Genomic DNA, 19,271 nt, shown 5'->3' with positions numbered 1-19,271 from the left:
AGAAAGACCCAATGGCAAGAGAGTTCTCCTTAAAAAACACTCGTAATATCGGCATCATGGCACACATCGATGCCGGTAAAACGACGACCACTGAGCGTGTCCTTTACTACACTGGTAAAATTCATAAAATCGGTGAAACACATGAAGGCGCTTCTCAGATGGACTGGATGGAGCAGGAACAAGAACGCGGAATTACCATCACTTCCGCAGCAACAACAGCAGAATGGCATGGCCATCGTGTAAACATTATTGACACACCAGGACACGTAGACTTCACAGTTGAAGTTGAACGTTCCCTACGTGTCCTTGATGGTGCGGTAGCTGTACTTGATGCACAGTCTGGTGTTGAACCGCAAACTGAAACAGTTTGGCGTCAAGCAACAACATACGGTGTACCACGTGTAGTATTCGTAAACAAGATGGACAAAATCGGAGCTGACTTCTTATATTCTGTAGGAACACTCCATGACCGTCTTCAAGCAAACGCACATCCAATTCAGTTACCAATCGGTGCTGAAGATCAGTTCTCAGCCATCATTGATCTTGTGGAAATGAATGCTGTATTCTACAGCAATGACTTAGGTACTGATATTGAGGTTCGTGAGATTCCTGAAGAGTATAAAGCACAAGCTGAAGAATACCGTGAAAAATTAGTTGAAGCGGTAGCAGAACTTGATGAAGAATTAATGGAGAAATACCTTGGTGGGGAAGAAATCACTAAAGAAGAGCTTAAATCTGCGATTCGTAAAGGTACCGTTAATGTTGAATTCTACCCAGTAATCTGTGGATCAGCATTCAAAAACAAAGGTGTTCAGTTAATGTTAGATGCTGTCATCGACTATCTTCCATCTCCATTAGATGTACCTGCAATTAAAGGACATGTGCCGGATTCAGAAGATGAGATTGTTGAAAAACACTCAAGTGATGAAGAGCCATTCGCTGCTCTAGCATTTAAAGTTATGACTGACCCTTATGTTGGTAAATTAACGTTCTTCCGCGTTTATTCTGGTACTTTAGAGTCTGGATCATATGTACAGAACTCAACTAAAGGAAAGCGCGAACGTGTTGGACGTATCCTGCAAATGCATGCAAACAGCCGTAAAGAAATCTCAAAGGTTTTTGCTGGTGATATTGCTGCAGCTGTAGGTTTGAAAGATACAACTACTGGTGATACCCTTTGTGATGACAAGAATCTTGTTATTCTTGAATCAATGCAATTCCCTGAGCCAGTAATCCAACTTTCAGTTGAACCAAAATCAAAAGCAGACCAAGACAAAATGACTACGGCTCTGCAAAAACTTCAAGAAGAAGATCCGACATTCCGTGCACATACTGACCAGGAAACTGGACAGGTTATCATTGCCGGTATGGGTGAGCTTCACCTTGATATCCTCGTTGACCGTATGCGTCGTGAGTTTAAGGTAGAAGCTAACGTAGGTGCGCCACAGGTTGCCTACCGTGAAACTTTCCGTTCTTCTGCACAAGTGGAAGGTAAATTCGCCCGTCAATCAGGTGGTCGTGGACAATACGGACACGTTTGGATTGAATTCTCACCTAATGACGAAGGAAAAGGCTTCGAGTTTGTTAATGGTATTGTTGGTGGTGTTGTTCCTCGTGAATACATCCCTGCCGTTCAAGCTGGTCTTGAAGATTCATTAGATCGTGGTGTTCTTGCTGGTTATCCACTAGTTGATATTAAAGCAAGATTGTTTGATGGTTCTTACCATGATGTCGACTCCTCGGAAATGGCGTTTAAGATTGCTGCATCGATGGCACTTAAAAATGCTGCATCCAAGTGTAGCCCGGTTATCTTAGAACCGATGATGAGAGTTGAGGTTACGATTCCTGAAGAATATTTAGGAGACATCATGGGACAAATTACTTCTCGTCGTGGCCGTGTTGAAGGTATGGATGCACGCGGTAACGCACAAGTAGTTCGTTCAATGGTTCCACTTTCAGAAATGTTTGGTTATGCAACTTCACTTCGTTCAAGTACTCAAGGCCGTGGAGTTTTCTCTATGCACTTTGATCACTATGAAGAAGTACCAAAGTCCATTTCTGAAGAAATCATCAAAAAAAATAAAGGTGAATAATTGATTTTCACCTTGGTATAAAGTATAACTACTATTGTAAGCATGGAAGCTGAGGAATTAGGACAACCTGTCCAAAGCTTCCAAAAAATAAATATACTTAACTTTTATAATTTAGAGGAGGATTTCCTAATGGGTAAAGCTAAATTCGACCGTTCTAAGCCACACGTTAACATTGGTACAATTGGACACGTTGACCATGGTAAAACAACTTTAACAGCTGCAATCACTTCTGTTCTTGCGAAATCTGGTAAAGCAGAAGCTCGTGCATATGATCAAATCGATGGTGCACCAGAAGAAAAAGAACGTGGTATCACAATCTCTACTGCACACGTTGAGTATGAAACTGATGCTCGTCACTACGCACACGTTGACTGCCCAGGACACGCTGACTATGTTAAAAACATGATCACTGGTGCTGCGCAAATGGACGGAGGTATCCTAGTTGTATCTGCAACTGATGGTCCAATGCCACAAACTCGTGAGCACATCCTTCTTTCTCGTCAAGTAGGTGTACCTTATCTAGTTGTTTTCATGAACAAATGTGATATGGTAGACGACGAAGAATTACTAGAATTAGTAGAAATGGAAATTCGTGATCTATTATCAGAATACGACTTCCCTGGCGATGACACTCCAGTTATCAAAGGTTCTGCTCTTAAAGCATTAGAAGGCGATGCTGCTTGGGAAGAAAAAATCTTTGAACTTATGAATGCAGTTGATGAGTGGATTCCAACACCAACTCGTGACACTGATAAACCATTCATGATGCCGGTTGAGGATGTATTCTCAATCACTGGTCGTGGAACTGTTGCTACTGGACGTGTAGAGCGTGGAGTAGTTAAAGTTGGGGACGTAGTTGAAATCGTAGGTTTCACTGAAGAGCCAAAATCTACTACTGTAACAGGTGTAGAAATGTTCCGTAAGCTTCTTGATTTCGCTGAAGCTGGTGACAACATCGGTGCCCTTCTTCGTGGTGTAGCACGTGAAGATATCGAACGTGGACAAGTATTGGCTAAACCAAAGTCAATCACACCACACACTAAGTTCAAAGCACAAGTTTATGTATTATCAAAAGAAGAAGGTGGACGTCACACTCCATTCTTCTCAAACTACCGTCCACAATTCTATTTCCGTACTTCTGATATCACTGGCATTTGTATGCTACCAGAAGGTACTGAAATGGTTATGCCTGGCGACCACATCGAAATGACTGTTGAACTTATCGCTCCAGTTGCGATCGAAGAAGGAACTAAGTTCTCTATTCGTGAAGGCGGACGTACTGTAGGTTCAGGTTCAATCACAACTATCCAAGAATAATTAATAAATAGCAAAAGCAGATGGGTGACGACTCATCTGCTTTTTTTATTGTATAGGAAATTATAAAATATTTTAGTGTTGATAACTTGGAATAGTTATCTGAATCCAGCTCCAGCGCCCAGCGGCTAGTGGACTTCGCTCTTTTCCCTACGATAAGTCAACATCGAATCGCTATGCTCTCCGTGTTTCCTTTAGCTAATCAGAATTTACTCCTTAAATTCTGAACGCATAAATTCAACTACGCCTCTGTCGTCGCCTATCGGCTTGCCAGTCGGCGAGTTTTCATTTATCTCAGTCAAAGCGCTCCACAAGGAACGCTTCGGCAGCATAAGCATCGCACGAAGAAAAAGCGTTAGCTTTTTCGAGGAGTCCATACGCCGCTAAACGGGCGCTTGCGCCTTTTGTTCTTGGAAAAGGGGCAGAGTGCCGCAAAAGGTACCACTGTATCTAGTTTGAGAGAAAATATACCTTTACTTCTTTTAATGACACGAAGCTAAGCTCTAAACACACCGCATTTAAAAAAATCCGAGTTTCTTCTATATATAACAGATTGCGTTTTAGTTTTGGAAGCTTAGGATTTCTAGGATATTATTGGAGAAGGTTAAAAGCTATTGAAAACTGTATTTCCAGCCGCTATAATAGAAAAAGTGTGAAAGATAAAAACTTCAAAGAAAAACGAGAAAGATGTTGCGTTAGCTTTATATTTTATGTATAATAGACAATGTTGGTCTTTGACTGCGATGATGTGGAAGGTTGCTGACACACCCGGCCGCTTTGCCATGGCGAGTGTGTGGGAAATTTTCACTGAGAATGTCTATTTAGAAAATAGGCGAATAAAGGAGGGAAAATAATGGCAAAACAAAAAATTCGTATCCGTTTAAAAGCGTATGATCACAGAATCCTTGATCAATCTGCAGAAAAAATTGTTGAAACAGCAAAACGTTCAGGTGCGGCCGTTTCAGGTCCGATTCCGCTTCCAACTGAAAAGTCTGTTTACACGATTCTTCGTGCGGTTCATAAGTACAAAGATTCTCGTGAGCAATTCGAAATGCGGACACATAAGCGTCTAATCGACATCGTTAACCCAACTCCACAAACAGTTGATGCGTTAATGCGTTTAGATTTACCATCTGGTGTTGATATCGAAATCAAACTTTAAACAAAATAAATGATAAATTATTCAGGAGGTGTGACTTAAATGACCAAAGGAATCTTAGGAAGAAAGATTGGTATGACTCAAGTATTTGCAGAAAACGGCAACTTAATCCCTGTAACTGTAGTTGAGGTAGCTCCAAACGTAGTACTTCAAAAGAAATCTGCTGAAAGCGACGGATATGTTGCGGTTCAAGTAGGTTTTGAAGATAAACGTGAAAAGTTAGCTAACAAACCTGAAAAAGGGCATGTTGCAAAAGCAAATACTGCTCCTAAGCGCTTCATTCGCGAATTCCGCGGAGATGACTTAGCAGGCTATGAAGTTGGTCAAGAAGTCAAAGTTGATATTTTCGCTGTAGGCGATTTAGTAGATGTAACAGGAATCTCAAAGGGTAAAGGTTTCCAAGGTGTAATCAAGCGCCACGGACAATCTCGCGGCCCAATGGCTCACGGTTCACGTTATCATCGTCGTCCTGGTTCAATGGGACCTGTTGCTCCAAACCGTGTATTCAAGGGTAAATTATTACCTGGCCGCATGGGTGGAGATCAAATCACTGTCCAAAACCTTGAAATCGTTAAGGTTGATACAGAACGCAACTTACTTTTAATCAAAGGTAACGTTCCAGGAGCTAAAAAAGCATTACTAAAAATTAAAGGTGCAGTTAAAGCATAGTTAATTTATCAGAAAGGAGGAAAAAGGAATGCCTAAAGTAGCATTATTAAACCAAAACGGCTCACAAGTTGGTGATATCGAACTTAACGAAGCAGTTTTTGGTATTGAGCCTAACCAACACGTATTATTTGAAGCGATTGTTATGCAAAGAGCTTCTTTACGTCAAGGGACTCATAAAACTAAAATTCGTTCTGAAGTACGTGGCGGTGGTCGTAAGCCATGGCGTCAAAAAGGAACTGGCCGTGCACGTCAAGGGTCAATTCGTTCCCCACAATGGCGCGGAGGTGGTACTGTTTTCGGTCCAACACCACGCAGTTACAGCTATAAATTACCGAAAAAAGTTCGCCGTTTAGCGATTAAATCTGCACTTTCATCTAAAGTGTTAGAAGAAAATATCTTGGTATTAGAAAGCTTAGCTTTCGATGCTCCAAAAACAAAAGATTTCAAAACAGTATTAGGTGGCCTCTCTGTTGAGAAAAAGGCACTTATCGTTACTGCTGATCTGGATGAAAACGTAGCTTTATCTGCTCGTAACATTCCTGGAGTAACAGTTGTAACAGCTGATGGAATCAATGTATTAGACGTTGTAAATCATGATAAATTAATCATGACTAAAGCAGCGGTTGAAAAAGTAGAGGAGGTGCTTGCATAATGGATGCACGCGATATCATTAAGCGCCCCGTTATTACTGAGCGTTCTACTGACTTAATGGCTGAAAAGAAATATACGTTTGAAGTTGATGTAAAAGCTAACAAAACACAAGTTAAAGTAGCTGTTGAAGAAATCTTTGGCGTTGATGTTGAGAAAGTAAACATCATGAATTACAAAGGTAAATTCAAGCGTATGGGTAAATTTGGCGGATATACAAACAAACGCCGTAAAGCAATTGTAAAATTAACTGCTGACAGCAAAGAAATTGAATTCTTTGAGGCATAAGAACCTAACAAGAAGAGGAGGGAAATAACATGGCGATTAAAAAGTACAAACCTACCTCTAATGGTCGTCGCGGAATGACTACTTCTGATTTCGCTGAAATCACAACTAGCACTCCAGAAAAATCTCTATTAGCACCGCTAACGAGAAAAGGCGGCCGTAATAACCAAGGTAAGTTAACTGTTCGTCATCAAGGTGGCGGCCATAAGCGTCAATATCGTTTAATTGATTTTAAACGTAACAAAGATGGCATTCCAGGACGCGTTGCCACTATCGAGTACGATCCAAACCGTTCTGCAAATATTGCATTAATCAATTATGTGGATGGAGAAAAGCGTTATATCTTAGCTCCTAAAAACCTAGTAGTTGGAATGGAAGTAATGTCAGGCCCTGAGGCTGATATTAAAGTGGGTAACGCACTTCCATTAGTAAACATTCCAGTTGGTACTGTAGTACACAACATTGAATTAAAACCTGGTAAAGGCGGACAATTAGTTCGTTCAGCTGGTACATCTGCACAAGTGCTTGGTAAAGAAGGTAAATACGTATTAGTACGTTTAACTTCTGGTGAAGTACGCATGATTCTCGCTGAATGTCGCGCTTCAATCGGTCAAGTAGGAAACGAACAACACGAACTTATTAATATTGGTAAAGCAGGTCGTTCTCGCTGGTTAGGCAAACGCCCAACTGTACGTGGATCTGTAATGAACCCTAACGATCACCCACACGGTGGTGGTGAAGGACGTTCACCTATCGGACGTAAATCACCAATGTCTCCATGGGGTAAACCAACTCTTGGATACAAAACTCGTAAGAAAACCAATAAATCAGATAAGTTTATTGTACGTCGTCGTAAAAAATAACGGGACTTTACTACGGTTCACAGAAAGAACCGTAGAACAGTCACGAAGGGAGGTTCCTTCATGGGTCGCAGCTTAAAAAAAGGACCATTTGTTGATGATCATTTAATGGTTAAGATCGAAAAGTTAAATGAAACTGAAGGCAAACAAGTTGTTAAAACTTGGTCACGCCGTTCAACGATCTTCCCACAATTTATCGGCCACACAATCGCAGTTTATGATGGTCGTAAACATGTGCCTGTTTATGTAACTGAAGACATGGTAGGACACAAGCTTGGAGAATTCGCTCCAACTCGTGCTTACAAAGGCCATGGTAATGATGACAAGAAAACAAGACGTTAAGAGAGGAGGGCATCCAAATGCAAGCTAAAGCTGTTGCAAGAACAGTTCGTATTGCTCCTCGTAAAGCACGTTTAGTCGTTGATTTAATCCGAGGTAAGCAAGTTGGTGAAGCGGTGGCGATTTTAAATCTCACTCCTAAGGCTGCTTCTCCAATCGTTGAAAAAGTATTAAAATCAGCTATGGCAAATGCCGAGCACAACTATGAAATGGACGTTAACAATCTAGTTGTTGAGCAAGCATTCGTTGATGAAGGACCAACGTTAAAACGTTTCCGTCCTCGCGCTATGGGCCGTGCAAGCCAAATTAACAAACGCACGAGCCACATTACAATCGTTTTATCAGAAAAGAAGGAGGGATAAGCTGTGGGTCAAAAAGTAAATCCAGTCGGTTTGCGTATCGGAATCATCCGTGATTGGGAATCCAAATGGTACGCAGGCAAAGACTTCGCTACTCTTTTACACGAAGACCTTAAAATTCGTGAGTACATCACGAAACGTTTAAAAGATGCTTCTGTTTCTAAAGTAGAAATTGAACGTGCTGCTAACCGTGTAAACGTAACAGTCCATACAGCTAAGCCTGGTATGGTTATCGGTAAAGGCGGTACTGAAGTTGAAGCACTTCGTAAAGCATTAAATCAACTAACTGGCAAACGTGTTCATATCAACATTCTTGAAATCAAGAGAGCTGACATTGATGCTAAACTAGTGGCTGAAAATGTTGCTCGTCAATTAGAAAACCGTGTATCTTTCCGTCGTGCACAAAAGCAAGTTATTCAACGTGCAATGCGTGCTGGAGCGAAAGGTATTAAAACAATGGTATCTGGTCGTCTTGGTGGAGCAGATATCGCTCGTTCTGAACACTATAGCGAAGGAACTGTTCCACTTCATACACTTCGTGCGGATATAGACTATGCTACTGCTGAAGCAGATACAACTTATGGTAAGCTTGGCGTTAAAGTATGGATCTATAAAGGCGAAGTCCTTCCTACTAAGAAGAAAAATGCGGAAGGAGGCAAATAATTATGTTATTGCCAAAACGCGTAAAATATCGCCGTCAACACCGTGGTAAAATGCGTGGTAACGCTAAGGGCGGTACTGAAGTAAGCTTCGGTGAATACGGCCTACAAGCAATGGAAGCTTCTTGGATCACTAACCGCCAAATCGAAGCTGCCCGTATTGCGATGACACGTTACATGAAACGTGGCGGTAAAGTTTGGATTAAAATTTTCCCTCACAAGCCTTATACAGCTAAACCATTAGAAGTGCGGATGGGTTCCGGTAAAGGGGCACCTGAAGGCTGGGTTGCAGTTGTTAAGCCTGGAAAAATTATGTTTGAAATTGCGGGTGTTTCAGAAGAAATCGCACGTGAAGCACTTCGACTTGCAATGCACAAACTTCCTGTTAAATGTAAGTTTGTAAAACGAGAAGAAATTGGTGGTGAATCAAGTGAAAGCTAATGAACTACGTGAACTTACCACTGCTGAAATTGAACAAAAAGTAAAATCTCTAAAAGAAGAGCTTTTCAACCTTCGCTTTCAATTGGCGACAGGACAACTTGAAAACACGGCTCGCATTCGTGAAGTACGTAAAGCAATTGCCCGTATGAAAACAGTTGTTCGCGAAAGAGAAATCAGCGTTAACAAGTGATTATTGAGAGGAGGTTCACGAAAATGAGTGAACGCAACCAACGCAAAGTTTACACAGGGCGCGTTGTTTCTGACAAAATGGATAAAACCGTTACTGTTCTTGTTGAAACACACAAAAAGCATCCACTTTATGGTAAACGCGTTAAGTACTCTAAAAAGTTTAAAGCTCATGATGAGCAAAACGAAGCAAAAATCGGCGATGTTGTACGTATCATGGAAACTCGTCCGCTTTCAGCAACTAAACGCTTCCGTTTAGTTGAGGTAGTAGAAAAAGCAGTTATTATTTAATTGTTCGGATTAAGCTTCATTCCGAAGGGAGGTTACACACATGATTCAACAAGAATCACGTTTAAAAGTTGCTGACAACTCTGGTGCTCGTGAAGTACTTACGATTAAAGTTCTTGGTGGTTCCGGTCGCAAAACTGCTGGTATTGGTGATGTCATCGTTTGTACAGTAAAACAAGCAACACCAGGTGGCGTTGTTAAAAAAGGTGACGTTGTTAAGGCTGTTATTGTTCGTACAAAAAGCGGTGCTCGCCGTCCTGATGGTTCTTACATTCGTTTTGATGAAAACGCATGTGTCATTATCAAAGATGATAAGAGCCCGCGCGGAACGCGTATCTTCGGACCAGTTGCTCGCGAACTTCGCGATAACAACTTTATGAAAATTGTATCTTTAGCTCCAGAAGTACTATAATTTAAATTCAAATGCCTTTAAGGAGGTGCTTAATGATGCATGTGAAAAAAGGTGACAAAGTAAGAGTCATCTCTGGTAAGGATAAAGGCAAAACAGGTGTTATCCTGGCAGCTTATCCTAAAGATAGCCGTGTACTAGTAGAAGGCGTAAACATCGTGAAAAAACATTCAAAACCTTCTCAAGTGAATCCACAAGGCGGTATCATCAGCTTTGAGGCTCCAATTCATGTATCGAACGTAATGCCTATCGATCCTAAATCAGGTAACCCAACTCGTGTAGGTTACAAAACGATTGATGACAAAAAAGTACGCGTAGCAAAATCCGGTGAAGTATTAGATAAATAGTTTAAAAAAGAAGGGAGGTACTATGAATGAACCGCCTAAAAGAAAAATTTGTTAAAGAAGTAACACCTGCTCTAATGAGCAAGTTCAACTATAAATCAGTTATGGAAGTTCCTAAGCTTGACAAAATCGTTATCAATATGGGTGTTGGTGATGCTGTTGCTAATGCAAAAGCACTTGACATTGCTGTTGAGGAGCTTGCAACGGTTACAGGTCAAAAACCTATCGTAACTCGTGCGAAAAAGTCTATCGCTGGCTTCCGTCTACGTGAAGGTATGCCAATCGGTGCAAAGGTAACACTTCGCGGTGAGCGCATGTACGAATTCTTGGATAAATTAGTTTCCGTTTCTTTACCTCGTGTGCGTGACTTCCGTGGTGTTTCTAAGAAAGCTTTCGATGGTCGCGGTAACTATACATTGGGTATTAAAGAACAATTAATCTTCCCTGAAATTGATTACGATAAAGTAAGCAAAGTTCGTGGTATGGATATCGTTATCGTAACGACTGCTAACACTGATGAAGAATCTCGTGAACTTTTAACTCAATTTGGAATGCCATTCCAAAAGTAATCGATAAATAAGGGAGGCGAAAACGTGGCTAAAAAGTCAATGATTGCGAAACAACAGCGCACGCCTAAATTCAAAGTACAAGAGTACACACGCTGCGAACGTTGCGGACGTCCTCACTCTGTATATCGTAAATTTAAGCTTTGCCGTATTTGTTTCCGTGAATTAGCATACAAAGGACAAATTCCTGGTGTTAAAAAAGCTAGCTGGTAAAACTAGAAGTTTGGGAAGGAGGTAAAAATAATGGTCATGACAGATCCAATTGCTGATATGCTTACTCGCATTCGTAATGCGAACATGGTGCGTCACGAAAAGTTAGAAGTGCCTGCTTCTAATGTGAAAAAAGAAATTGCTGAAATCTTAAAGCGCGAAGGTTTCGTACGTGACGTTGAATTTATTGAAGACAACAAACAAGGCATCATCCGTATCTTCTTAAAATACGGTGCAAATAACGAACGCGTTATTACTGGCCTAAAGCGCATAAGCAAGCCTGGACTTCGAGTTTACGCAAAATCTACGGAGGTACCACGCGTTCTTAACGGTCTTGGTATCGCATTAGTATCAACATCAAACGGTGTTATTACAGATAAAGAAGCTCGTGCTAAACAAATCGGCGGAGAAGTATTAGCTTACGTTTGGTAACATGAGTTTTTGAATGAATGGAGGTGCACTAAATGTCTCGCGTAGGAAAAAAACCAATTGAGATTCCAGCAGGAGTTACGGTTACTTTAAACAACAATACTGTTACTGTTAAAGGGCCTAAAGGCGAACTAACTCGTTCTTTTAATCCTGATATCTTAATTACTGTTGAAGAAAACGTTGTAACAATCACTCGTCCATCTGACGTGAAAGAACACCGCGCATTGCACGGAACGACTCGTGCGGTGATCGCGAACATGGTTGAAGGTGTTTCCACTGGCTTTACAAGAAACCTAGAGTTAATCGGGGTTGGTTACCGTGCACAAAAGCAAGGTAACAAGCTTGTATTAAACGTAGGTTACTCACACCCAGTTGAAATTGAACCTGAAGTTGGCCTTGAAATCGAAGTACCTGCCAATACAAAAATCACTATCAAAGGTACTGATAAAGAACGTGTTGGTGAATTAGCTGCCAATATTCGCGGAGTACGTCCTCCTGAGCCATACAAAGGCAAAGGAATTCGTTACGAAGGTGAATTTGTTCGTCGTAAAGAAGGTAAAACTGGTAAGTAATGCCGCATAGGTAAACGAAAGGAGTGACGTAAATGATTACGAAGCTTGATAAAAACGCTACTCGCAAGAAAAGACATGCTCGTGTTCGTGCGAAACTTAGCGGTACTTCAACTCGTCCACGTTTAAATGTGTTTCGTTCAAACAAACATATTTATGCGCAGATTATCGATGACATGAATGGAGTAACTTTAGCAAGTGCTTCTACAATAGAAAAAGATTTTGGTCTTGAATCTACTTGTAACGTTGAGGCTGCACAAAAGGTCGGAGAATTAGTCGCTAAACGTGCGGTAGAAAAAGGTATCACTTCTATTGTCTTTGACCGTGGAGGATACCTATACCACGGCCGCGTGCAAGCATTAGCTGATGCAGCCCGCGAAAACGGCTTACAATTCTAATAGTCAAAGGAGGGACACAAAATGATGCGTCGTATTGATCCAAACAAACTTGAACTTGAAGAACGCGTAGTTACGGTTAACCGTGTTGCGAAAGTTGTTAAAGGTGGACGTCGTTTCCGTTTCTCTGCTCTTGTAGTAGTTGGAGACAAAAACGGTCATGTCGGATTCGGTACTGGTAAAGCACAGGAAGTACCAGATGCCATTCGCAAAGCCATCGAAGATGCAAAGAAAAACTTAGTTGAAGTACCAATGGTTGGAACAACTGTTCCTCACCAAGTAATTGGACGTTTTGGTGCTGGCGAAATTCTTCTAAAACCTGCTTCTGAAGGTACAGGAGTTATCGCTGGGGGTCCAGTTCGTGCCGTTCTTGAATTAGCAGGGGTAGCTGATATCCTTTCTAAATCACTAGGAACGAACACTCCAATTAACATGGTACGTGCTACAGTTGAAGGTTTAAAACAATTAAAACGTGCTGAAGACGTAGCAAAATTACGTGGTAAATCAGTAGAAGAACTGTTAGGATAAGGGGGGAATTCAAATGGCGAAACTTTTAATTACCCTCAACCGCAGCGTAATTGGTCGCCCTGAGGACCAACGTGAAACAGTTAAAGCGCTAGGATTACGTAAATTAAATCAAACAGTTGAGCATCAAGATAACGCTGCGATTCGCGGTATGATTAACAAAGTTGCTCACCTTGTAACAGTTAAAGAACAATAATTGATTCTTTTCTTTCATAAGGAGGTGCCAATATGAAACTTCATGAATTAAAACCTGCCGAAGGTTCTCGTAAAGAACGAAAACGTCTAGGACGTGGTATCGGATCTGGTCAAGGAAAAACAGCGGGTAAAGGTCATAAAGGTCAAAATGCTCGTTCCGGTGGCGGTGTACGTCCTGGCTTCGAGGGTGGTCAAACACCTTTATATCGTCGTTTACCAAAACGTGGTTTTACCAACATTAGCCGTAAAGAATATGCTATTCTTAATCTTGATACTTTAAATCGCTTTGAAGACGGTACAGAAGTTACTCCAGAACTTCTTATCGAAACAGGCGTTATTAGTAACGAAAAAGCAGGAATCAAGGTTCTTGCTAAAGGAACGCTAGAGAAAAAGTTGACTGTAAAAGCTAACAAATTCTCCTCTGCTGCTAAGGAAGCGATCGAAGCTGCTGGTGGAACTACTGAGGTGATCTAATGTTCCAAACAATCTCCAATTTTATGCGCGTGGGTGATATAAGACGAAAGATCATATTCACCCTTTTAATGTTAGTCGTTTTTCGACTAGGTACATTCATTCCTGTACCGAATGTAAATGCTGATGTTCTTGCTAGCCAAGATAAGCTCAGTGTATTTGGTATCTTAAATACCTTTGGCGGTGGGGCATTAAAACAATTCTCCATCTTCGCAATGGGTATCATGCCGTATATCACTGCGTCGATTATTATTCAGTTACTACAAATGGATGTTGTTCCGAAATTTACGGAATGGTCCAAACAAGGGGAGTCTGGGCGTCGTAAGATTGCTCAAATCACCCGTTATTTCACTATAATTCTTGGATTTATCCAAGCATTAGGTATGTCCTATGGCTTTAATAATTTAGCCAGCGGACAATTGATTGTAAACCCTGGTATTGGTACGTATCTCTTAATTGCTGTTACTTTAACTGCTGGTACATCATTTTTGATGTGGTTAGGTGAGCAAATCACTGAAAAAGGTGTGGGAAATGGAATTTCCATTATCATCTTTGCCGGGATCGTTGCTGGTATGCCTTCAACGATGAATCAAATCTATGTTCAGCAATTTGAAAACGCAGGAGATGCGATATTTATACGAATTGTTACGTTTGTTTTAATCATACTTGCTGTGATTGCAATCGTAGTTGGCGTCATTTTTATCCAACAAGCAAATCGTAAAATTCCAATTCAATATGCAAAACGTGTTGTGGCAGGACGTAATCCAGTAGGTGGACAGTCCACTCACATGCCGTTAAAAGTTAACGCTGCAGGTGTTATTCCTGTCATCTTTGCGGTTTCATTTATTGTAACTCCAAGAACAATTGCATCATTTTTTCAACCAAATGATGTAACAAATTGGATTAATAACAATCTTGACTATTCACATCCTATTGGGATGACGTTATATGCAGCACTAATTATCGCGTTCACTTATTTCTATGCTTTTATCCAAGTTAACCCTGAACAAGCAGCGGAAAACTTACAAAAGCAAAGCGGCTATATTCCTGGTATTCGTCCTGGAAAGAGCACGCAAGAATACTTAACACGCGTCTTATACCGTTTAACTTTCGTTGGTGCAATCTTCCTAACTGTTATCGCTGTGCTTCCTACTATATTTATTAATATAGCGAACCTGCCGAAATCAGCTCAAATAGGTGGAACAAGCTTGCTCATCGTTGTCGGTGTTGCGCTTGATACGTACAAGCAGCTTGAAGCACAATTAGTTAAACGTCATTATAAAGGATTTATTAAGTAAAAGGTTTTTGGGGCCCTTGGTTCCCAAAAACCTATTAATAGCACGAGGGGGGAACACGTGTGAATTTAGTATTAATGGGGCTTCCAGGTGCCGGTAAAGGTACCCAAGCTGAAAGAATCGTCGAACAATACGGCATCCCTCATATCTCAACTGGAGATATGTTCCGTACAGCGATGAAAGAAGGAACTGAGCTAGGTTTACAAGCGAAATCATTCATGGATAAGGGCGAACTTGTTCCTGATAAAGTAACAATCGGTATTGTCCGTGAGCGATTAAGTAAGGAAGACTGCCAAAAGGGTTTTCTGCTAGATGGCTTTCCTAGAACTGTCCCTCAAGCAGAGGCGTTAGAAAACCTATTAGTTGATTTAAATAAAAAAATCGATTATGTAGTTAATATTAACGTTGATAAAAGTATCTTAATGGATCGTTTGACTGGACGTCGCATTTGTAAAGAATGTGGATCTACGTATCATTTAGTCTTTAATCCTCCTGCAAAAGAGGGTGTGTGCGACCGCTGTGGCGGAGAGCTCTACCAAAGAGCAGATGATAATGCAGAAACCGTTCAAAATAGATTAGATGTTAATATCAAACAACAAGAACCATTACTAACTTTTTATGAAACCAAAGGTTATCTCCGCACGATTGATGGCCAGCAGGATATTACCATAGTATTCGCTGATATCAAGCAATTACTCGGGGGCTTACATTAATGATCATTTGCAAAACCCCTGAACAACTTGAGATCATGCGAGAAGCTGGGCGCATTGTTGCCCTTACCCACCAAGAGTTAAAAAAACATTTAACTCCTGGCATAACCACAAAAGAATTGGATTTGCTAGCAGAGGAATTTATTCTCGCTCAGAATGCGATTCCTTCGTTTAAAGGGTATAATGGTTTCCGTGGCAGCATCTGCACAAGTGTGAACGAAGTACTTGTTCACGGGATTCCGGGAAGTCGCGTATTAAATGAGGGCGATGTAATCAGTATTGATATCGGAGCTCAATTTAACGGCTACCATGGCGATTCAGCTTGGACATATGCGATTGGAAAGATTGATGAGCATTCCCAGCGTCTACTTGACGTTACAGAGGAATCCCTTTATCAAGGGTTAAACGAAGCTAAACCGGGCGAGCGACTCTCGAACATCTCCCATGCGATTCAAAAGTATGTGGAAGCAAATGGCTTTTCTGTTGTACGCGAGTATGTAGGACACGGAGTCGGGCAAGACTTACATGAGGACCCTAATATTCCTCATTTTGGTCCGCCAAACAAAGGTCCGCAATTGAAGCCTGGAATGGTACTTGCAATTGAACCGATGGTAAATGCCGGAAGCCGGTATGTAAAAACATTGGCTGACGATTGGACGGTTGTAACAGTTGATGGCAAGCGCAGTGCTCATTTCGAGCATACGATTGCAATCACTGAAACCGGATTTGAAATCTTAACCAAAATATAATTTTTGGCTGATTTCATTGTTAGACCGATTCTAATCCGCAAATAATAGTAATTTGTAATAGTTACTAGCGGACAGAATGCTGCTCAATATGTTAAAATTGTAAGGTTGCAGGATGACGTACAAAGAAAAGACTTAGTTGCACACTAACGAACGCTATTCTGAAATGAGAAGGGAGACGAGAACGATGGCCAAAGATGATGTTATTGAAATCGAAGGTAAAGTGATTGAAACTTTGCCAAATGCAATGTTTAAGGTAGAATTAGAAAATGGTCATACTGTGCTAGCTCATGTTTCTGGTAAAATTCGAATGCACTTCATTCGAATACTTCCGGGTGACAAGGTGACTGTTGAGCTTTCTCCATATGACTTAACACGCGGAAGAATTACTTACCGCTTTAAATAATCAGCTTGCACTCCGTACCATTAAGGAGGTTAGGATAATGAAAGTAAGACCATCTGTTAAACCGATCTGCGAAAAGTGCAAAGTTATCCGTAGACGCGGAAAAGTTATGGTTATCTGTGAAAACCCTAAACATAAACAAAAACAAGGTTAATCTTGAAGGAGGTGCTGCTTTAATATGGCACGTATTGCTGGTGTAGATATTCCACGTGAAAAACGTGTAGTTATCTCTTTAACTTACATTTATGGTATTGGTAAAAATACTGCACGAAAAGTCTTAGCAGAAGCTGGTGTTTCTGAAGATACTCGTGTGCGTGATTTAACAGAAGACGAATTAAACAAAATCCGTGACATCATCGACAAACTAAAAGTTGAAGGTGATCTTCGCCGTGAAATTTCTCTTAACATTAAGCGTTTAATGGAAATCGGCTGCTACCGCGGATTACGTCATCGTCGTGGTCTACCGGTTCGTGGACAAAATACGAAAAACAACGCTCGTACACGCAAAGGTCCTCGTAAGACTGTTGCGAACAAGAAGAAGTAATCGGCAAAGGAGGTTATTTTAATGGCACGTAAAACTAATACACGTAAACGTCGTGTTAAAAAGAATATTGAATCAGGTATTGCACATATCCGTTCAACATTTAACAATACGATTGTAACAATCACTGATGTTCATGGTAATGCAATTTCATGGTCAAGTGCTGGTGCGCTTGGATTTAAAGGTTCTCGTAAATCTACTCCATTCGCAGCACAAATGGCTGCTGAAACTGCTGCAAAGACATCCATCGAACATGGTATGAAAACTTTAGAAGTTACTGTAAAAGGTCCTGGTGCAGGCCGTGAAGCTGCTATTCGTGCTCTTCAAGCTGCTGGTCTTGAAGTAACAGCAATTAAAGACGTTACACCTGTTCCTCATAATGGATGCCGTCCACCAAAACGCCGTCGTGTTTAATTTTTCTGTATAGAAGTTGTATCAAGCGTCTATAATGGATATGATACTAATTTTCGAGAGTTATACAGAAAATTTATTCCAGTTGTTGTGCACAAAACGGGAACGTATACATGGGGGAATTTCGGTTAGCTAAACTATTACTAATCGAGTTTCGACGTTTTGAAGGAGGGTTATTTGATGATCGAAATAGAAAAACCAAAAATCGAAACGGTTGAGATCAACGATGATGCCAAGTACGGGAAGTTCGTCGTAGAGCCACTTGAGCGTGGATATGGTACCACTTTGGGTAACTCCTTACGTCGTATCCTATTATCTTCACTCCCAGGTGCCGCTGTTACATCGATTCAGGTCGATGGGGTACTTCATGAGTTCTCAACAATTGAAGGCGTCGTAGAGGATGTAACATCCATCATTTTAAACATTAAAAAAATAGCTTTAAAAATCTATTCTGACGAAGAGAAAACACTTGAAATTGATGTGCAGGGTGAAGGGCCTGTCAAGGCAAGCAATATTACCCATGACAGTGATGTCGAGATTTTAAATCCTGACCTTCATATTGCCACATTAGCAACAAATGGACATCTTCGCATGCGTTTAACGGCTAGACGTGGACGTGGTTATACACCGGCTGAACAGAACAAAAGAGAAGATCAGCCAATTGGTGTAATTCCAATTGACTCCATTTATACACCTGTTTCCCGTGTGTCCTTTCAGGTAGAAAATACTCGTGTTGGTCAAATGTCAAATTTTGACAAGCTGACGCTTGATGTTTGGACAGATGGAAGCACTGGGCCAAAAGAAGCGATTGCTCTTGGTTCGAAAATTTTGACCGAGCATTTGAATATTTTTGTCGGATTAACCGATGAAGCTCAAAATGCTGAAATTATGATTGAAAAAGAAGAAGATCAAAAAGAAAAAGTTCTTGAAATGACAATTGAAGAACTAGACCTTTCTGTTCGTTCTTATAACTGCTTAAAGCGTGCTGGAATCAACACTGTTCAGGAATTAGCCAATAAGACTGAAGAAGATATGATGAAGGTTCGTAATTTAGGTCGCAAATCACTTGAAGAAGTGAAGGCGAAACTAGAAGAGCTTGGATTGGGCTTGCGTAAAGACGACTGATCTGCTATTCGTCGCTACCAATGCTAATAATCCGTTTAATGACTTCAACAAAGGAGGGAACCCTTCATGGCATACAGAAAGTTAGGACGCACTAGTGCACAGCGTAAAGCTATGCTACGTGATTTAACTACAGATTTAATTATCAACGAGCGCATTGAAACAACAGAAACTCGCGCAAAAGAACTTCGTGTGACTGTTGAAAAAATGATCACTTTAGGCAAACGCGGGGATTTACATGCTCGCCGTCAAGCTTCTTCATATGTTCGTAATGAAATTGCTAATGCTGAATCTGGTCAAGATGCTGTACAAAAACTTTTCGCTGATATCGCTCCACGTTACACAGAGCGTCAAGGTGGATATACTCGTATTATGAAACTTGGACCACGCCGCGGTGACGGTGCACCAATGGTTATTATCGAGTTAGTTTAATACCTTTTAACAGACAACAAGGGCGCTGGACAGTTTACAAACAAACTTGTTCTTTGCCCTTTTTCTGTAAGAGAAATTTTAATAGTGTACCAACCAAGCCAAAAAGAGTGTTATGATGAGCGTGACTCCTTCAATGGAGCGAAGATTTTTTAAGCATTCCCGGAATGAATACTAGTATTCGTTTTCACGTCTCGTCTA

At 40.9% G+C, this 19,271-nt stretch carries 32 protein-coding genes; all 32 read left to right on the top strand.

Annotated features, from left to right (window positions below):
- The first annotated feature begins 11 nt into the window (after positions 1–11).
- The 32 genes from fusA to rplQ all read left to right on the top strand — a co-directional run bounded on the left by fusA (position 12) and on the right by rplQ (position 19,073).
- A complete protein-coding gene (gene fusA, locus M5A78_RS19225; protein ID WP_248736893.1) occupies positions 12–2,093 on the top strand; it encodes an elongation factor G in 2,082 nt (693 codons plus the stop codon).
- Positions 2,094–2,222: 129 nt separating this feature from the next.
- Entirely contained in the window at positions 2,223–3,410 is a 1,188-nt protein-coding gene (gene tuf / locus M5A78_RS19220; protein ID WP_248736892.1) for an elongation factor Tu, read from the top strand.
- An 850-nt stretch (positions 3,411–4,260) separates the two neighbouring features.
- Entirely contained in the window at positions 4,261–4,569 is a 309-nt protein-coding gene (gene rpsJ / locus M5A78_RS19215) for a 30S ribosomal protein S10 (RefSeq protein WP_007085291.1), read from the top strand.
- Between the two features lie 39 nt (positions 4,570–4,608).
- On the top strand, positions 4,609–5,235 hold the full coding sequence (rplC, locus tag M5A78_RS19210; protein WP_248736891.1) for a 50S ribosomal protein L3: 627 nt from the start codon (positions 4,609–4,611) through the stop codon (positions 5,233–5,235).
- A 28-nt stretch (positions 5,236–5,263) separates the two neighbouring features.
- Positions 5,264–5,887 carry a 50S ribosomal protein L4 gene (gene rplD, locus M5A78_RS19205; RefSeq protein ID WP_248736890.1) on the top strand — a complete coding sequence of 208 codons (624 nt, stop codon included), beginning with the start codon at positions 5,264–5,266 and terminating at the stop codon, positions 5,885–5,887.
- A complete protein-coding gene (rplW, locus tag M5A78_RS19200; protein WP_248736889.1) occupies positions 5,887–6,171 on the top strand; it encodes a 50S ribosomal protein L23 in 285 nt (94 codons plus the stop codon). The genes rplD and rplW overlap by 1 nt, the downstream gene beginning before the upstream one ends.
- Positions 6,172–6,200: 29 nt before the next feature.
- Positions 6,201–7,031, top strand: a complete 831-nt coding sequence (rplB, locus tag M5A78_RS19195; protein WP_248736888.1) for a 50S ribosomal protein L2 — start codon at positions 6,201–6,203, stop codon at positions 7,029–7,031.
- 60 nt (positions 7,032–7,091) lie between these two features.
- The gene (rpsS, locus tag M5A78_RS19190; protein ID WP_026574091.1) at positions 7,092–7,370 is read left to right on the top strand and encodes a 30S ribosomal protein S19; all 279 of its coding nucleotides are present in this window, start codon (positions 7,092–7,094) and stop codon (positions 7,368–7,370) included.
- 17 nt (positions 7,371–7,387) lie between these two features.
- Positions 7,388–7,729, top strand: coding sequence for a 50S ribosomal protein L22 (gene rplV / locus M5A78_RS19185; RefSeq protein WP_024027902.1), 342 nt, complete (start codon positions 7,388–7,390; stop codon positions 7,727–7,729).
- Between the two features lie 3 nt (positions 7,730–7,732).
- On the top strand, positions 7,733–8,389 hold the full coding sequence (gene rpsC / locus M5A78_RS19180) for a 30S ribosomal protein S3 (RefSeq protein ID WP_248736887.1): 657 nt from the start codon (positions 7,733–7,735) through the stop codon (positions 8,387–8,389).
- Positions 8,390–8,391: 2 nt separating this feature from the next.
- Positions 8,392–8,826 (top strand): 50S ribosomal protein L16, encoded by a 435-nt coding sequence (gene rplP / locus M5A78_RS19175; protein ID WP_248736886.1) that lies wholly within the window; start codon positions 8,392–8,394, stop codon positions 8,824–8,826.
- The gene (gene rpmC, locus M5A78_RS19170) at positions 8,816–9,016 is read left to right on the top strand and encodes a 50S ribosomal protein L29 (protein WP_248736924.1); all 201 of its coding nucleotides are present in this window, start codon (positions 8,816–8,818) and stop codon (positions 9,014–9,016) included. The genes rplP and rpmC overlap by 11 nt, the downstream gene beginning before the upstream one ends.
- 23 nt (positions 9,017–9,039) lie before the next feature.
- Positions 9,040–9,303: a 30S ribosomal protein S17 gene (gene rpsQ, locus M5A78_RS19165; protein ID WP_007085281.1), complete on the top strand. Its 264-nt coding sequence runs from the start codon at positions 9,040–9,042 to the stop codon at positions 9,301–9,303.
- A 40-nt stretch (positions 9,304–9,343) separates the two neighbouring features.
- Positions 9,344–9,712 carry a 50S ribosomal protein L14 gene (gene rplN / locus M5A78_RS19160; RefSeq protein ID WP_034676100.1) on the top strand — a complete coding sequence of 123 codons (369 nt, stop codon included), beginning with the start codon at positions 9,344–9,346 and terminating at the stop codon, positions 9,710–9,712.
- A 35-nt stretch (positions 9,713–9,747) separates the two neighbouring features.
- Complete coding sequence (gene rplX, locus M5A78_RS19155) at positions 9,748–10,056, top strand: 50S ribosomal protein L24 (protein ID WP_248736923.1); 309 nt, start codon at positions 9,748–9,750, stop codon at positions 10,054–10,056.
- Between the two features lie 26 nt (positions 10,057–10,082).
- Positions 10,083–10,622 (top strand): 50S ribosomal protein L5, encoded by a 540-nt coding sequence (gene rplE / locus M5A78_RS19150; protein ID WP_248736885.1) that lies wholly within the window; start codon positions 10,083–10,085, stop codon positions 10,620–10,622.
- Between the two features lie 24 nt (positions 10,623–10,646).
- Positions 10,647–10,832, top strand: a complete 186-nt coding sequence (gene rpsN / locus M5A78_RS19145; protein ID WP_007085277.1) for a 30S ribosomal protein S14 — start codon at positions 10,647–10,649, stop codon at positions 10,830–10,832.
- A 30-nt stretch (positions 10,833–10,862) separates the two neighbouring features.
- The gene (gene rpsH / locus M5A78_RS19140; RefSeq protein WP_248736884.1) at positions 10,863–11,261 is read left to right on the top strand and encodes a 30S ribosomal protein S8; all 399 of its coding nucleotides are present in this window, start codon (positions 10,863–10,865) and stop codon (positions 11,259–11,261) included.
- A 32-nt stretch (positions 11,262–11,293) separates the two neighbouring features.
- A complete protein-coding gene (rplF, locus tag M5A78_RS19135; protein ID WP_248736883.1) occupies positions 11,294–11,830 on the top strand; it encodes a 50S ribosomal protein L6 in 537 nt (178 codons plus the stop codon).
- Between the two features lie 32 nt (positions 11,831–11,862).
- Positions 11,863–12,225: a 50S ribosomal protein L18 gene (gene rplR / locus M5A78_RS19130; protein ID WP_248736882.1), complete on the top strand. Its 363-nt coding sequence runs from the start codon at positions 11,863–11,865 to the stop codon at positions 12,223–12,225.
- A 24-nt stretch (positions 12,226–12,249) separates the two neighbouring features.
- Positions 12,250–12,750 (top strand): 30S ribosomal protein S5, encoded by a 501-nt coding sequence (rpsE, locus tag M5A78_RS19125; RefSeq protein ID WP_248736922.1) that lies wholly within the window; start codon positions 12,250–12,252, stop codon positions 12,748–12,750.
- Between the two features lie 13 nt (positions 12,751–12,763).
- Complete coding sequence (rpmD, locus tag M5A78_RS19120; protein WP_098533198.1) at positions 12,764–12,943, top strand: 50S ribosomal protein L30; 180 nt, start codon at positions 12,764–12,766, stop codon at positions 12,941–12,943.
- Positions 12,944–12,975: 32 nt separating this feature from the next.
- Positions 12,976–13,416, top strand: a complete 441-nt coding sequence (gene rplO, locus M5A78_RS19115) for a 50S ribosomal protein L15 (protein WP_248736881.1) — start codon at positions 12,976–12,978, stop codon at positions 13,414–13,416.
- Positions 13,416–14,711 carry a preprotein translocase subunit SecY gene (gene secY / locus M5A78_RS19110; RefSeq protein ID WP_248736880.1) on the top strand — a complete coding sequence of 432 codons (1,296 nt, stop codon included), beginning with the start codon at positions 13,416–13,418 and terminating at the stop codon, positions 14,709–14,711. The genes rplO and secY overlap by 1 nt, the downstream gene beginning before the upstream one ends.
- Positions 14,712–14,770: 59 nt before the next feature.
- Positions 14,771–15,421, top strand: coding sequence for an adenylate kinase (locus M5A78_RS19105; protein ID WP_248736879.1), 651 nt, complete (start codon positions 14,771–14,773; stop codon positions 15,419–15,421).
- On the top strand, positions 15,421–16,167 hold the full coding sequence (map, locus tag M5A78_RS19100) for a type I methionyl aminopeptidase (RefSeq protein ID WP_248736878.1): 747 nt from the start codon (positions 15,421–15,423) through the stop codon (positions 16,165–16,167). Before M5A78_RS19105 ends, map begins: the two co-directional genes overlap by 1 nt.
- A 184-nt stretch (positions 16,168–16,351) precedes the next feature.
- On the top strand, positions 16,352–16,570 hold the full coding sequence (gene infA, locus M5A78_RS19095; RefSeq protein ID WP_007085268.1) for a translation initiation factor IF-1: 219 nt from the start codon (positions 16,352–16,354) through the stop codon (positions 16,568–16,570).
- A gap of 37 nt (positions 16,571–16,607) precedes the next feature.
- Entirely contained in the window at positions 16,608–16,721 is a 114-nt protein-coding gene (rpmJ, locus tag M5A78_RS19090) for a 50S ribosomal protein L36 (RefSeq protein ID WP_000868344.1), read from the top strand.
- Positions 16,722–16,745: 24 nt separating this feature from the next.
- The gene (gene rpsM / locus M5A78_RS19085; protein WP_248736877.1) at positions 16,746–17,111 is read left to right on the top strand and encodes a 30S ribosomal protein S13; all 366 of its coding nucleotides are present in this window, start codon (positions 16,746–16,748) and stop codon (positions 17,109–17,111) included.
- A gap of 21 nt (positions 17,112–17,132) precedes the next feature.
- Positions 17,133–17,522 (top strand): 30S ribosomal protein S11, encoded by a 390-nt coding sequence (gene rpsK / locus M5A78_RS19080; protein ID WP_026574109.1) that lies wholly within the window; start codon positions 17,133–17,135, stop codon positions 17,520–17,522.
- A 177-nt stretch (positions 17,523–17,699) separates the two neighbouring features.
- Positions 17,700–18,644, top strand: a complete 945-nt coding sequence (locus tag M5A78_RS19075) for a DNA-directed RNA polymerase subunit alpha (RefSeq protein ID WP_248736876.1) — start codon at positions 17,700–17,702, stop codon at positions 18,642–18,644.
- Between the two features lie 66 nt (positions 18,645–18,710).
- Positions 18,711–19,073: a 50S ribosomal protein L17 gene (rplQ, locus tag M5A78_RS19070; RefSeq protein WP_248736875.1), complete on the top strand. Its 363-nt coding sequence runs from the start codon at positions 18,711–18,713 to the stop codon at positions 19,071–19,073.
- Positions 19,074–19,271 lie beyond the last annotated feature (198 nt).

Source organism: Neobacillus rhizosphaerae (assembly GCF_937468385.1).
GTDB classification, from domain to species: domain Bacteria; phylum Bacillota; class Bacilli; order Bacillales; family Cytobacillaceae; genus Neobacillus; species Neobacillus rhizosphaerae.
Note: the sequence above shows the minus strand (reverse complement) of the source record. Positions and strands in the feature narration are given on the sequence as shown.

What these genes read in the sequence shown, in the direction of transcription:
- fusA (WP_248736893.1), top strand. Translation starts at nt 12, where the DNA reads ATGGCAAGAGAGTTCTCCTTAAAAAACACTCGTAATATCGGCATCATG.
- tuf (WP_248736892.1), top strand. Translation starts at nt 2,223, where the DNA reads ATGGGTAAAGCTAAATTCGACCGTTCTAAGCCACACGTTAACATTGGT.
- rpsJ (WP_007085291.1), top strand. Translation starts at nt 4,261, where the DNA reads ATGGCAAAACAAAAAATTCGTATCCGTTTAAAAGCGTATGATCACAGA.
- rplC (WP_248736891.1), top strand. Translation starts at nt 4,609, where the DNA reads ATGACCAAAGGAATCTTAGGAAGAAAGATTGGTATGACTCAAGTATTT.
- rplD (WP_248736890.1), top strand. Translation starts at nt 5,264, where the DNA reads ATGCCTAAAGTAGCATTATTAAACCAAAACGGCTCACAAGTTGGTGAT.
- rplW (WP_248736889.1), top strand. Translation starts at nt 5,887, where the DNA reads ATGGATGCACGCGATATCATTAAGCGCCCCGTTATTACTGAGCGTTCT.
- rplB (WP_248736888.1), top strand. Translation starts at nt 6,201, where the DNA reads ATGGCGATTAAAAAGTACAAACCTACCTCTAATGGTCGTCGCGGAATG.
- rpsS (WP_026574091.1), top strand. Translation starts at nt 7,092, where the DNA reads ATGGGTCGCAGCTTAAAAAAAGGACCATTTGTTGATGATCATTTAATG.
- rplV (WP_024027902.1), top strand. Translation starts at nt 7,388, where the DNA reads ATGCAAGCTAAAGCTGTTGCAAGAACAGTTCGTATTGCTCCTCGTAAA.
- rplP (WP_248736886.1), top strand. Translation starts at nt 8,392, where the DNA reads ATGTTATTGCCAAAACGCGTAAAATATCGCCGTCAACACCGTGGTAAA.
- rpsQ (WP_007085281.1), top strand. Translation starts at nt 9,040, where the DNA reads ATGAGTGAACGCAACCAACGCAAAGTTTACACAGGGCGCGTTGTTTCT.
- rplN (WP_034676100.1), top strand. Translation starts at nt 9,344, where the DNA reads ATGATTCAACAAGAATCACGTTTAAAAGTTGCTGACAACTCTGGTGCT.
- rplX (WP_248736923.1), top strand. Translation starts at nt 9,748, where the DNA reads ATGCATGTGAAAAAAGGTGACAAAGTAAGAGTCATCTCTGGTAAGGAT.
- rplE (WP_248736885.1), top strand. Translation starts at nt 10,083, where the DNA reads ATGAACCGCCTAAAAGAAAAATTTGTTAAAGAAGTAACACCTGCTCTA.
- rpsH (WP_248736884.1), top strand. Translation starts at nt 10,863, where the DNA reads ATGGTCATGACAGATCCAATTGCTGATATGCTTACTCGCATTCGTAAT.
- rplF (WP_248736883.1), top strand. Translation starts at nt 11,294, where the DNA reads ATGTCTCGCGTAGGAAAAAAACCAATTGAGATTCCAGCAGGAGTTACG.
- rplR (WP_248736882.1), top strand. Translation starts at nt 11,863, where the DNA reads ATGATTACGAAGCTTGATAAAAACGCTACTCGCAAGAAAAGACATGCT.
- rpsE (WP_248736922.1), top strand. Translation starts at nt 12,250, where the DNA reads ATGCGTCGTATTGATCCAAACAAACTTGAACTTGAAGAACGCGTAGTT.
- rpmD (WP_098533198.1), top strand. Translation starts at nt 12,764, where the DNA reads ATGGCGAAACTTTTAATTACCCTCAACCGCAGCGTAATTGGTCGCCCT.
- rplO (WP_248736881.1), top strand. Translation starts at nt 12,976, where the DNA reads ATGAAACTTCATGAATTAAAACCTGCCGAAGGTTCTCGTAAAGAACGA.
- secY (WP_248736880.1), top strand. Translation starts at nt 13,416, where the DNA reads ATGTTCCAAACAATCTCCAATTTTATGCGCGTGGGTGATATAAGACGA.
- map (WP_248736878.1), top strand. Translation starts at nt 15,421, where the DNA reads ATGATCATTTGCAAAACCCCTGAACAACTTGAGATCATGCGAGAAGCT.
- infA (WP_007085268.1), top strand. Translation starts at nt 16,352, where the DNA reads ATGGCCAAAGATGATGTTATTGAAATCGAAGGTAAAGTGATTGAAACT.
- rpmJ (WP_000868344.1), top strand. Translation starts at nt 16,608, where the DNA reads ATGAAAGTAAGACCATCTGTTAAACCGATCTGCGAAAAGTGCAAAGTT.
- rpsM (WP_248736877.1), top strand. Translation starts at nt 16,746, where the DNA reads ATGGCACGTATTGCTGGTGTAGATATTCCACGTGAAAAACGTGTAGTT.
- rpsK (WP_026574109.1), top strand. Translation starts at nt 17,133, where the DNA reads ATGGCACGTAAAACTAATACACGTAAACGTCGTGTTAAAAAGAATATT.
- M5A78_RS19075 (WP_248736876.1), top strand. Translation starts at nt 17,700, where the DNA reads ATGATCGAAATAGAAAAACCAAAAATCGAAACGGTTGAGATCAACGAT.
- rplQ (WP_248736875.1), top strand. Translation starts at nt 18,711, where the DNA reads ATGGCATACAGAAAGTTAGGACGCACTAGTGCACAGCGTAAAGCTATG.